The 12,524-nt window shown below is 62.3% G+C and carries 10 protein-coding genes; 7 read left to right on the forward strand and 3 right to left on the reverse strand.

Going from position 1 to position 12,524, the window contains the following annotated elements; translation table 11 throughout:
* The first annotated feature begins 48 nt into the window (after nt 1-48).
* The gene (gene phaC, locus KW568_RS26790) at nt 49-1,731 is read left to right on the forward strand and encodes a class II poly(R)-hydroxyalkanoic acid synthase (RefSeq protein ID WP_004576726.1); all 1,683 of its coding nucleotides are present in this window, start codon (nt 49-51) and stop codon (nt 1,729-1,731) included.
* Nucleotides 1,732-1,743: 12 nt separating this feature from the next.
* Nucleotides 1,744-2,358, forward strand: coding sequence for a TetR/AcrR family transcriptional regulator (locus KW568_RS26795; RefSeq protein ID WP_003249297.1), 615 nt, complete (start codon nt 1,744-1,746; stop codon nt 2,356-2,358).
* A gap of 111 nt (nt 2,359-2,469) precedes the next feature.
* On the opposite strand, the gene KW568_RS26800 is transcribed toward KW568_RS26795, so the two are convergent.
* Together KW568_RS26800 and KW568_RS26805 are read right to left on the reverse strand one after the other, a co-directional pair.
* Entirely contained in the window at nt 2,470-3,258 is a 789-nt protein-coding gene (locus KW568_RS26800; protein ID WP_004576727.1) for a phasin family protein, read from the reverse strand.
* 10 nt (nt 3,259-3,268) lie between these two features.
* Entirely contained in the window at nt 3,269-3,688 is a 420-nt protein-coding gene (locus tag KW568_RS26805) for a phasin family protein (RefSeq protein ID WP_003249293.1), read from the reverse strand.
* 311 nt (nt 3,689-3,999) lie between these two features.
* Here KW568_RS26805 and KW568_RS26810 point away from each other — a divergent pair, with 311 nt between their 5' ends.
* Nucleotides 4,000-8,628, forward strand: a complete 4,629-nt coding sequence (locus tag KW568_RS26810; RefSeq protein ID WP_004576728.1) for a DUF6543 domain-containing protein — start codon at nt 4,000-4,002, stop codon at nt 8,626-8,628.
* 18 nt (nt 8,629-8,646) lie between these two features.
* On the opposite strand, the gene KW568_RS26815 is transcribed toward KW568_RS26810, so the two are convergent.
* Nucleotides 8,647-8,922, reverse strand: a complete 276-nt coding sequence (locus KW568_RS26815) for a polyhydroxyalkanoic acid system family protein (RefSeq protein ID WP_003249289.1) — start codon at nt 8,920-8,922, stop codon at nt 8,647-8,649.
* Between the two features lie 124 nt (nt 8,923-9,046).
* Here KW568_RS26815 and ubiE point away from each other — a divergent pair, with 124 nt between their 5' ends.
* From ubiE to hisI, 4 genes are all read left to right on the forward strand, one after another.
* Nucleotides 9,047-9,817: a bifunctional demethylmenaquinone methyltransferase/2-methoxy-6-polyprenyl-1,4-benzoquinol methylase UbiE gene (ubiE, locus tag KW568_RS26820; RefSeq protein ID WP_004576729.1), complete on the forward strand. Its 771-nt coding sequence runs from the start codon at nt 9,047-9,049 to the stop codon at nt 9,815-9,817.
* Nucleotides 9,817-10,440 (forward strand): SCP2 domain-containing protein, encoded by a 624-nt coding sequence (locus KW568_RS26825; RefSeq protein ID WP_004576730.1) that lies wholly within the window; start codon nt 9,817-9,819, stop codon nt 10,438-10,440. Before ubiE ends, KW568_RS26825 begins: the two co-directional genes overlap by 1 nt.
* Nucleotides 10,437-12,059: a ubiquinone biosynthesis regulatory protein kinase UbiB gene (ubiB, locus tag KW568_RS26830; RefSeq protein ID WP_004576731.1), complete on the forward strand. Its 1,623-nt coding sequence runs from the start codon at nt 10,437-10,439 to the stop codon at nt 12,057-12,059. Before KW568_RS26825 ends, ubiB begins: the two co-directional genes overlap by 4 nt.
* A 72-nt stretch (nt 12,060-12,131) precedes the next feature.
* Nucleotides 12,132-12,524 (forward strand): phosphoribosyl-AMP cyclohydrolase, encoded by a 393-nt coding sequence (hisI, locus tag KW568_RS26835; protein ID WP_003249284.1) that lies wholly within the window; start codon nt 12,132-12,134, stop codon nt 12,522-12,524.

Consider the following 12,524-nt stretch of genomic DNA (forward strand, 5'->3'; position numbering starts at 1 on the left):
AACAGCTGCGGCTGACAGGGGAAATGGATCAGACGAGGGAGTGTTGCCATGAAAGACAAACCGGCCAAAGGATCGACAACGCTCCCCGCCACCCGCATGAACGTGCAGAACGCCATCCTCGGCCTGCGCGGCCGCGACCTGCTTTCCACGCTGCGCAACGTCGGCCGCCACGGTCTGCGCCACCCGCTGCATACCGCGCATCATCTGCTGGCGCTTGGCGGGCAGTTGGGGCGGGTGATGCTGGGGGACACGCCCTACCAGCCGAACCCGCGTGACGCACGCTTCAGTGACCCGACCTGGAGCCAGAACCCGTTCTACCGCCGCGGCCTGCAGGCCTACCTGGCCTGGCAGAAGCAGACACGCCAGTGGATCGATGAAAGCCACTTGAACGACGATGATCGAGCCCGCGCCCACTTCCTGTTCAACCTGATCAACGATGCGCTGGCGCCCAGCAACTCACTGCTCAATCCGCTGGCGGTCAAAGAGCTGTTCAACACCGGCGGCCAGAGCCTGGTGCGCGGCGTGGCCCACCTGCTCGACGACCTGCGTCACAACGATGGGCTGCCGCGTCAGGTGGACGAGCGCGCCTTCGAAGTAGGCGCCAACCTGGCGGCGACCCCTGGCGCAGTGGTATTTCGCAACGAGCTGCTGGAGCTGATCCAGTACTCGCCGATGAGCGAAAAGCAGCACGCACGCCCACTGCTGGTCGTGCCGCCTCAGATCAACAAGTTCTACATCTTCGACCTCAGCGCTACCAACAGCTTTGTCCAGTACATGCTCAAAAGCGGCTTGCAGGTGTTCATGGTCAGCTGGCGCAACCCCGACCCACGCCACCGTGAATGGGGCCTTTCCAGCTACGTGCAAGCCCTGGAGGAAGCGCTCAATGCCTGCCGCAGTATCAGCGGCAACCGCGACCCCAACCTGATGGGCGCCTGTGCCGGTGGCCTGACCATGGCTGCACTGCAAGGCCACCTGCAAGCCAAGCAGCAATTGCGCCGGGTACGCAGTGCCACCTACCTGGTCAGCTTGCTGGACAGCAAGTTCGAAAGCCCGGCCAGCCTGTTCGCCGATGAGCAGACCATCGAGGCGGCCAAGCGCCGCTCTTATCAGCGCGGCGTGCTGGACGGTGGCGAAGTGGCGCGGATCTTCGCCTGGATGCGGCCCAACGACCTGATCTGGAACTACTGGGTCAACAACTACCTGCTCGGCAAGACGCCGCCGGCGTTCGACATCCTGTACTGGAATGCCGACAGCACGCGCCTGCCCGCCGCGCTGCATGGCGACCTGCTGGAGTTTTTCAAGCTCAACCCCTTGACCTACGCGTCCGGGCTGGAGGTGTGCGGTACACCGATTGACCTGCAGCAGGTCAATATCGACAGCTTTACCGTGGCCGGCAGCAACGACCACATCACGCCATGGGACGCGGTGTACCGCTCGGCCTTGCTGCTGGGTGGCGAGCGGCGCTTCGTGCTGGCCAACAGCGGGCATATCCAGAGCATCATCAACCCGCCAGGCAACCCCAAGGCCTACTACCTGGCCAACCCCAAGCTGAGCAGCGACCCACGCGCCTGGTTCCACGACGCCAAGCGCAGCGAAGGCAGCTGGTGGCCGTTGTGGCTGGAGTGGATCACCGCGCGCTCCGGCCTGCTCAAGGCACCGCGCACTGAACTGGGCAACGCCACTTACCCACCGCTAGGCCCCGCGCCAGGCACCTACGTCCTGACCCGATGAGCTGCTGACTGGATGAAAACCCGCGACCGTATCCTTGAATGCGCCCTGCAGTTGTTCAACCAGCAGGGCGAACCCAACGTATCCACCCTGGAAATTGCCAACGAACTCGGCATCAGCCCAGGCAACCTGTACTACCACTTCCATGGCAAGGAGCCCTTGGTACTGGGCTTGTTCGAGCGTTTTGAAGAAGCGTTGATGCCGTTGCTGGACCCGCCGCTGGAGGTGCGCCTGGACGCAGAGGACTACTGGCTGTTTCTGCACTTGATCGTCGAGCGCATGGCTCAGTACCGCTTCCTGTTCCAGGACCTGTCCAACCTGACCGGGCGCCTGCCCAAGCTCGCCCGAGGCATGCGCAGCCTGATCACTGCAGTCAAACGCACGCTGGCGGCGCTGTTGGCCAGCCTGAAGAGCCAAGGGCTGGTAGAGAGCGATACCCAGGCGCTGGGGCAACTGGTTGAGCAGATCACACTGACGCTGATGTTCTCGCTGGATTACCAGCGTGTGCTGGGGCGCGAGGGGGATGTGGGGATCGTGGTGTACCAGGTGATGATGCTGGTGGCGCCGCATCTGCAGGCCCAGGCCCGGGCGGCGGCGGAGCAGCTGGCAGTGAAGTACCTGGAGGGGTAGGCCTGCTGGAGATGTTGTGTTGCAGCCGACGCATTCGCGGGTAAACCCGCTCCTACAAGGTTTGGCGCATCTTGTGGGAGTGGGTTTACCCGCGAAGAAGGCGACGCGGTATCAGATCAGGGTACCGGTGCCGGTAGGTGCCGATGGCGTGCTGCTGGCCGGGGTAGCGGCAGGTGCCGGTGCAGTGGTCGCAGCAGGCGCAGCGCTGGCCGCTGGGGCCGCCGGCTTGGCGGCTGCCGGTTTGGCCGGCGCCTTCTTCACCGCAGGTTTCTTGGCCGCTGCCGGCTTCGCCGCAGGCTTGGCTGCTGCAGGCTTGGCTGCAGGTTTTTCCGCTGCGGTTTTGGCTGCGGGTTTTGCCGCTGCGGTTTTAGCAGCAGGTTTGGCCGCCGCCGTTTTCGCCGCAGGTTTGGCTGCCGCTGCCTTGGCCAGTGGCTTGGCCGCAGCCTTGCTCGCAGCCGGCTTGGTTGCTGCAGTGCGCGACGAAATCGGCGTAACCGAAGCACCGGTCAGCTTCTCGATCTGCTTGGTCAGGCTGTCCACCTGCTGGTGCAGTGCCTTGATCTCGTTGCGGCTCGGTACACCAAGGCGCGAGATGGCACTGTTAAGGCGCTTGTCGAAGGCTTCTTCAAGTTCGCTCCACTTGCCCAGCGCACGGTCCTTCACGCCCGACACTCGCGAAGTGGTCGAGGACTTGGCAGTCTCGGCAACATCTTCAGCCGTCTTTTTCGCCTGCTTCTCGGCCTTCTCGCCATCCTTCACCAGCGAGTCGAACAGCTTCGGGCCGTCCTGGTCGATCTTCGAATAGATACCCAGCCCCGCCAGCCAGATCTTGCGGGAGTATTTCTCGATCCCGCCGACCCAGGAGCTGCTTTCTTTTTCGGTGTTCTTCTTGCCAGCCATCCTGCTCTCCTTATGGTTTGTGCGCGACGCGCTCAAGCAGCTCATGCAACTGTTCAAGCTTGATCGACAACGCCTCAACGTCATGTTTAGACGGAATACCCAGGCGATTCAAGGCGCGACCGACCCGTGCGTCGAAAGCTTTTTCGATCTTGTCGAGTTGAATTTCTACCTTGCCGCGTACGCGGTTCACTTCTTCACCGACTTCGTCAAGCTGGTGGTTGGCGGCATCGAGCTCTTTGTCGATGCGCTTCTTGCCGCGCGTCTCGACACCTTCACCCGCCCTGACCAGCTCTTTGAAGTAGTCAGAGCCTTCCTGACCGACGCGGGCGTAGGCGCCGATACCGGCCAGCCAGATCTTGCGCGCATAGCCGCGCACCTCGCCAAGCGTGCCCAGGGCTTCGTCTTTTTTCTTCACAATCACTTTGGCCATGCTGTGTACCTCATGCTCATGAGTGGTGGAAAACCGCCCATGGAGGCTGGGCTTGAGCATAAGGTAGGGAAGAAAATTAGAAACCTCACCCTAAGGTCTTCGTTGTCACATCTATATACCGCAAGCCCCTTTGACCATAGCGCTAGCGTCGCAGGCTTCACCTCACGGACATCGACGCTATGACTGCTGCAGCAATCCCACCCAGGCTGACGTTCAAGCAACGCGTGGCAGCCTGTTTCTCCAAACGACCCAGCCTGCGGGACGTTTTATCAAAAGAAGCATTCCAGATTTTCAGCGACCGGTATCCATGGGTGCACCGTAACCACCCTCACATCACATCGCTCGATCCTTTCGTCATCCTGCATGCACCGGCCAGCACCGATGACCTCTCACGTCAGAGCGGGCTGGTGGACGAGCTTCTGAGGCATTTTCTGGCCAAGGAACGTGTGCAACTGGGCGCCGCAGACAGGCTGAGCATCAGCCCTCCCCATGTGTTTCAAATTCAGGAGCAAGACCAGGACAACCTTCGCCAGCCCGAAATCATGCCGGACCTGACAAAGCTCAACGATGACTTCGATACAGTGCTTGGCGCGTTGATACCCGCCTTCCAGCAAGCCCAGATCGGCTTCTGGAACGGGCTCGACGAAGACAGCCAAGTCTCGCGCATGCTCTGGCTGGAGCACACCATCAAGGCTGCCTTGCTCGAGAACCTCCCTCGTCAAGGCCTTGAAGATGATGCAAAAGCTGCAATGTACGCCCTGCTCGACGGGGTACACGACAGCCTGACTGTCGAGGCGATACAAGTCACGCTCGGAACGGATGGCGGGGCACACACCGTTACCCTACCGGATCTGTTGCTCATCACCACAAGCGGCACCCGCAGCCTGGTTCTGCAATGCAAGCCCTGCGGTTCGGTGCGCCGCCATGTCGACCTGCCCAGCTTTGCCACGGCGCTGCAACGGCAGCTAGCGCAACGCTATCGCTTCGAAACGTTGTCCTGGGCACACACGCCAGTAATCGGACGCCCTTTCGCCTTCCAGGTCAGGCAACTGCTGAACGATATCCTGGACGACATCGGCCGCCTGCGTATTGGCGGCCTGGCAACCGTCGACGAAATGGAGCGACAACTGCGCCAGGTGAGCGACCCGTCAGCTTACTTCTTCGACCTGCCTTCGCAGGAACGAACTGCACCCGCCGTCAGTCCGCCGCGATGGCTGCTCAATGCCAGCGCTGAGGACCGCTATGCCTATCACACTGCACTGCTCGATCTGGCGGCGAACCAAGGCCGGTCGAAGGGCCGCACATCGCTGGGCGATGTCGAGGATATCCGTGATTACGCCGCTCGCCGCTTGCGTGAGACCCTGCAGACCAGCTACCCAGACAAGGCGGTACACGACCCGAACAAGGTGCACATCCGCATTTCCCAGGCCATCATCGGCGCCGCTACACAAGGGCAGTCACTGTTCTTGTACTCGGTTTCCCTGACCGACCTGGCGATTTCACGCCTGCGGCTGGAGGCTGGCGAGGTGATGAGCGGGATGAACTTCGAGGACGGCTCGCCTGTGACCGACTGGCTGAGCATCGACCAGATCAGGGGCCTGATTCATCAGGTCGACATCGGCGGTCACTACCCCTTCTACCTGAAGGACCAAGTCAACACCCAGCCGCGCAGGGCCGAGCGAATCCGCCAGCATGCCAGGGAATGGCGTTACGCCCTTCGGTTCAGCACGCTGAAGGCCAAGATCGAGCGACAGCTTGGCGAAGCGGCAAGCCAGGCAATGCTCAGGTTCTGCCAGGGCATGGACAATGGCGTGGACCTTCTGCGCATCGCCCCCCTGGCGTTCCTTTGCGCGCCTGGCGCTTCGGCAAGCGATGTGGCGCACGGGATGTTCATCATCGAAATACCGGCAAGCGGCAGCTGGGTCTTGTACCGCCCATTCTATGCTGACAGGGCGCTGCAGGAATTTCCGAACCTCGAATTGCTGATGGACGCAATCCGCAGCAGGGGCGAACTGCAAGAGAGCGTACTGGCCTGGCTCGAGGATGACGCGCGTCCGACTTACCAGAACGACGGGTTCAAGCACCCGCACCTGCACCCGAACATGACCAAGCTGACGCACCTGCTCAATGTGCCGGTCGAGCTGCTGGACCGCCTTTTGCAACGCCTCAGACGCCCGGTCCAGGCCTCGTTCCAGGCCTGGACGGATGATCTGGACACCCACCTGTTCAACGCGCGTATCGAGACCATGTTATTGGCCTCAGCCAGCAACAGCGTCTCCAATGCCCAGGAAGTGCGGGCTTTGGTGAAGGAGGCTGCGTGGGCGATCTTCAATACCGTCACCCAACTTTGGCATGGCCCGATGACCACCCTGGTGTGGCTGGTGGTGGCGCTGTCGGCAGCCAAGGAAGACGTCGAGGCGCTGATCAAGCGCAGCGGTGACGACAAGATCGTCGCAGCCATAGACCTGGTCACCAACCTGGCCTTGCTCCTTGCCCACCGCCCCGCAACGCCACCTGCCAACAGCGAAGAGCCCGCCAGGCTACGTTTTTCAGGCCCTGCGCCGAAGGAAGAGACCCCGCCCCCAGCGCTCGAGCAGCCACAGGAGAAACCCTGGCAGCCCCCCGTCGAGGCGCCGCAGCCCACGCTCGTGCGTGTAGATGGCTGGCATGACGGGCAGCGCCTGAGCAACCTGTCGGTACAGGAGCGCCAGTCACTGGCCCAACTGCAAGCCTCGCAGCCACTCGAAGGGCACACGCCACTGACAAGGGGCCGTTTGCGTGGGTTGTACAATATTGCCGGTCGTTACTACGCCAAGCTGGGCGATGGCACCTATGAGGTCATCGAGACGTGGAACGGCATGCAGATCATCGGCCCCGAGCCGAGCAGCAGCGAGTGGGTGTCCCAATGGAATGGCGCCCCGGACGGTTACCACATCGTTGGTCGTGAACGGCAAAAAGGACCATGGCTTACGCGCTGGCATGGCCAATGGTCTTTGAACCTGAACCTCTATGGCGGCATGCCAAGGAACAGGCAATCCATCAACGCCGAAAACCGCCAGCGGTTCGATACGTTGAGCGCAACCGCCACGGCGAATCAACACGCGCTGAATCAGGTGGGGCTACTCATGGAGCGCAGCAGAGTGCAACTGGAGGCTTATGACGAACTCGCGCTGCAGTACAGCCGGGCTATCGATGTATTGCCTGACCAGGAGCGCACGTCACTGCCGCCAGCATTGCAGCTTCAAAAGCAGGCACTGAAAGCCCAACGCTTACGCCAATTGCCTGAAATCAGGGCGTCCGCGCTCTACCTGGAGCGACAGAGCACGCTGTTGCATGGGAACATCGAAGTGTTCAAGGAAATGGCCGAACCACGGTTCAGCAAATGCGACAATCGCCCCCAGAGCCGACGTCAATATGGTAATTGGTACGGTGCTGCCATCGAAAACGACATGCTGCTGTGCCGCCGCTTGCTAGAGCAGGTCGACCACCAGGCATTGAGCGCACAGGCCGCAATGCTGCGCCGCTTTCCCGAAACTGCCGAAGATATTCAGCAGTACCTCGATTATCGCGAACGGATACACGATTCCTGCCAGGCCAGCCGCCGCCTGCTTGCCGCCAGCCAGCGACTGGACCGGACGCTGGCGGAGGCCCTCGATGACCCCAAGATCGACTTTGCCAATAAAGCCACGAAGCTCGCCCAGACCAATCGGAGCAGGACCTATTCGACACTGGTGATTCGGGCACAACTGCTCAGTGACCTGGCTTACCTCGTCGTCGACAAGACGCGGCTTTCTGCGGACATGGCCGAGCACCTGCTTGCAATGCGTGCGCCGCTCAGCAACCTCGAGTTGAGCCGCACGGTATGGAGCCACGACGGGCTGGCAGCTACCGAAGAGTCACCCCAGGTCAAGGCCGAACTGCTTGACGATATCCTTCAGAAATACCGTACCGTGCTGGACCGCGCCCAGTACATGAAGACACTGGACTCGCCTGCACTGGTCACTGACGTGCTGGACGAATACATACGCGAAGTGTCAACGATGACCCAGGTCACGGAGCAGCAACTGAGCGCGATCTTGGCCAACGTCGACAGCGGCATCAGCCCACCTCCGCCTTCCCCCGGCCATCGCCCCGCGACCATCAGGCGGCGCGTCATCCGTATTGACCGAGGTCGACCGCTGCTGGTGGAAATCGACCAGGTGGGTAACCGGGCAATTCAGCGTAATGCGTTCAACCATGAGCCGGCAGGCAGTTTCGCGCAACGCGACGGGGTGTGGCATGCCGTGGCTGAGCAAGCACGGCCCGCCCAACGTGACCGGGCCCAGGTGCGCCAACGAGCAAACCGCCTGCTGGCAGAGGTGGATGGGAAAATCGCGTTCGCCGCTCACTATGCCGATGAGCCCAACAGCCTGAGCGATTTTCTGGAATGGCCGGCCGGTGACATGCGCGAAGTGCAACAGCAGCTGAGCGAGCTGAACAACCCACTGGATAACGGCCTGATCGACCTCCTGCGTGCAGCGGTAGACCGCGTCCACCACGAAAGGCTTCGGCTACTCACCGACGCCTATCTGAACACCCGCCATCCCGACGGCAAGGCGCTGCGCTTCCTGGCCGAGCAGGATCGGATACGGATCAGGCAGACCGTGATTCGCCGCCAGCTACGTCACGCCCATGATTACCTCGATGTCTACGAGGTGCGCGATGTGCAAGCGCCTCGCAGGGTACTGTGGGAGGCGCACTTTCATTATCCCAACCTGGACGCGAGCGCCCACGACTTCGTCAAGGGCCACCTCAAGTTCTGGGATGCAGGTGTAAGAGGCCGCAAGGCCATGCTCGAGCAGGCCGCAGACGCACGCGAGCGCATCGCGATTTACCGCGGCGATCTGCGCCTGGAGCAGGTGATTGGCATCATTCCTTTCCCGGCGGACGCGCCGCAGTAGCCAGACAGCGGCGCCGGCTCAGGCCAGGGCCTTGTCCAGCGCCCGCTCGATCTCGCCTTTGATGGTGCCGCTCATCATCGACAGCATCATGCCCAGCTTCAATTCGACGCGGATGCTGTCGTCGCCAATGTGCACACTGCCATTGGCGCCACTGCGCGCAACGTCCACGCGGTCACCGTTCCAGGTGGCCTTGAGGTCGTACTCGCGGCTGAGCTTGTCGACCAGCGCTTCGGCCTTGGCGCGGGCGGCATCACGGCCGAGGGAGTGTTTGCGTTCGACGCTGATCTGGGTCATGCGGGCGTTCCTGAAGATGTAGACATAATGAGCATTATGCCCGCCCCTGCCCACTGGCACACCCCGCCAAGACAAATCCGCCCGTTCGCCCTAGAATGGCGGTAATTTTTTCCGGTGAAGCGATATGAACGACCAGCGCAAAGGCGACCACGCCGAACCCACCACCCATTTCGGCTACCAGGACGTGCCTGAAAGCCAGAAGGCGAAGAAAGTCGCCGAAGTGTTCCACTCGGTAGCAGCCAAGTACGACCTGATGAACGACGTGCTTTCCGGCGGCATGCACCGCCTGTGGAAGCGCTTTACCATCGAGCTGTCGGGCGTGCGCAGCGGTAACCGCGTGCTGGACATCGCCGGCGGTACCGGTGATCTGGCGGCCAAGTTCTCGCGTCTTGTCGGGCCGACCGGGCAAGTGGTGCTGGCCGACATCAACGATTCGATGCTCAAGGTTGGCCGTGACCGCCTGCTTGACCGTGGCGTGGCCGGCAACATCGAGTTCGTCCAGGCCGACGCTGAAAAGCTGCCGTTCCCGGACAACCACTTCGACTGCGTGACCATTGCTTTCGGCCTGCGCAACGTCACCCACAAGGACGCCGCCATCCGTTCGATGCTGCGCGTGCTCAAGCCCGGTGGCCGCCTGCTGATCCTGGAGTTCTCCAAGCCGACCAACAAGCTGATGTCCAAGGCCTACGACGCCTACTCGTTCGCCTTCATGCCGCTGGCTGGCAAGCTGATCACCAATGACGCCGAGAGCTACCGTTACCTCGCCGAGTCGATCCGCATGCACCCTGACCAGGAAACCCTGAAGAGCATGATGGTCGAGGCTGGTTTCGACCGCGTCACCTACCACAACATGACCAGCGGCATCGTTGCCGTGCACCGGGGAATCAAGCCCTGATGTTGCTGGCCGGGCTGCTCGCCAGCGTCGAACATGGCCTGAACCGCGTCCTGCGCCTGGACAGCACGGCCCTGCCGCGGCTGGCCGCGCTGGAAGGCAAAGTCATCGAGATCGACTGCCGCCAACCGGCCCTGCAGGTGTTCATCCTGCCCGATGAAGAAGGCCTGATGCTCGCCGCCCATTGGGAGGGCGAGGTCGATTGCCGCCTGTGCGCGCCCGCCGGTAGCCTGGCGCAACTGGCCTTGGTCAAGGACAAGACCGCTGTGCTGCACAGCCCGCAGGTCGAGCTGCACGGCGACAGCGCCGTACTGCTCGACCTGTTCGGTGTGCTGCAGGACCTGGAGCTGGACTGGGAGCACGAGCTGCAACGCTGGCTTGGCCCGGTCGCCACGGCAATGCTGGCCGGCCATATCCGCCTGCGCGCTCGCTGGACTCGCCAAGGCCTGGCACGGTTCAGCCAGAACCTGTCCGAATACCTGGCCGAAGAATCCCGTACCCTGGTCGGCAAGCGCGAAGCCGAAGCCGCCTTCAGCGAGCTCGATGCCTTGAAGCTTGATACAGAACGCCTCGAAGCGCGCCTCAAGCGCCTCTCCCGATCCCTTGATACCAGCGATAACGCATGAAGCTGCTCGCCGTCCGACGTCTTTTTCGCATCCAGCGTGTGGTGATCCGCTACCGCCTCGATGACCTGCTGTTCGACCAGCCCTTGCTGCCCTGGTGGCTGGCCAGCCTGCGCCTGTTGATGCCGTGGCGCTGGCTGCCACGCAAGCCCACCGAACTCAGCCGTGGCGCGCGCCTGCGCCTGGCACTGCAGGACCTGGGGCCGATCTTCATCAAGTTTGGCCAGCTGCTGTCCACCCGCCGCGACCTGCTGCCCCCCGACATCGCCGACGAGCTGATGCTGTTGCAGGACCGTGTGCCACCGTTCGACCCGAAAAAAGCCGTGGCCTTGATCGAGGAACAGCTCGGTGCAAAGGTCGGCGAGGTGTTCAGCCGTTTCGACGTCGAGCCTCTGGCCTCGGCCTCGGTGGCCCAGGTGCACGCCGCACGCCTGAAAACCGGCGAAGAGGTGGTGGTCAAGGTGGTGCGCCCGGGCCTGAAGCCGGTCATCGCCCAGGACCTGGCCTGGCTGTTCCTGATCGCCAAGGCCGCCGAACGCGCCTCGGCGGATGCCCGTCGCCTGCACCCGGTGGAAATCGTCGGCGACTACGAAAAAACCATCTACGACGAGCTCGACCTGCTGCGCGAGGCTGCCAACGCCAGCCAGCTGCGGCGCAACTTCGAAGACTCCGAGCTGATGTACGTACCCCAGGTGTACTGGGACCTGTGCCGCCCCAAGGTGCTGGTGATGGAGCGCATCTACGGCGTACCGGTGACCGACATGGCCACCTTGGCCGACCAGCGCACCGACATGAAGCTGCTGGCCGAGCGCGGCGTGGAAGTGTTCTTCACCCAGGTGTTCCGCGACAGCTTCTTCCATGCCGACATGCACCCTGGCAACATCTTCGTCAGCACGGTCAAACCGTGGAGCCCACAGTACATTGCCATCGACTGCGGCATCGTCGGCAGCCTCACCGCCGAGGACCAGGACTATCTGGCGCGCAACCTGTTTGCCTTCTTCAAGCGTGACTACCGCCGCGTCGCCCAGTTGCACATCGACTCGGGTTGGGTGCCGGCAAACACCAAGGTCAACGAGTTCGAAGCAGCGATTCGCACCGTGTGCGAGCCGATCTTTGAAAAACCGTTAAAAGATATTTCCTTTGGCCAGGTGCTGATGCGCCTGTTCCAGACCGCACGGCGCTTCAACATGGAAGTGCAGCCACAGTTGGTATTGCTGCAGAAAACCCTGCTCAACATCGAAGGCCTGGGCCGACAGCTGTACCCCGACCTGGACCTGTGGAGCACCGCCAAGCCGTACCTCGAACGCTGGATGCGCGACCGCTATAGCCCCAAGGCCGTGTTCGGCAACCTGCACAGCCAGGTAGAGCAACTGCCGCACCTGGCCGGCATGACCCGCGACCTGCTCGAGCGCCTGTCGCAGCCTCACCTGCACGATCCACAACTGCCGGAACGGCGCCGCCAGGGCGACCGCTGGGCGCTGCGCCTGCTGGGCGCCGGCCTGCTTGGCGGTGGCGCAGTTTTGGCTGCAGGCGCTGCCGAAACCGCCAGCCTGGCCGCCCCGGCCGCCTGGCCAGCCTGGTTGATGCTGGCTGCGGGCCTTTACCTGATCGTGCGCCAATAGCCAGCCGCGCCTGTGGCTGGCACACTAGCGCAAAGGGCCCGGCACAGGAGCGGGCCCGCTTTGGAGTCGACGATGAAAGACTGGCTGGACGAGATCAAGTGGAACAGCGATGGCCTGGTACCGGCGATCGCCCAGGACCACAAGACCGGACGCGTGCTGATGATGGCCTGGATGAACCGTGAATCGCTGGCCCTGACCGCCGCCGAGCAGCGTGCCATCTACTGGTCGCGTTCGCGTGGCAAGCTGTGGCGTAAAGGCGAGGAGTCCGGGCATGTGCAAAAACTGCATGAGTTGCGCCTGGACTGTGACGCCGACGTGATCATCCTGATGGTCGAGCAACTGGGCCATATCGCCTGCCATACCGGTCGTGAAAGCTGCTTCTACCGCGTCTATGAAGACGGCCAGTGGAAAATCGTCGACCCGGTCCTGAAGGACCCGGATGCCATCTACAGCGCAGGACATTGA

This window comes from Pseudomonas sp. HD6515 (assembly GCF_024971855.1).
Classification (GTDB): domain Bacteria; phylum Pseudomonadota; class Gammaproteobacteria; order Pseudomonadales; family Pseudomonadaceae; genus Aquipseudomonas; species Aquipseudomonas alloputida.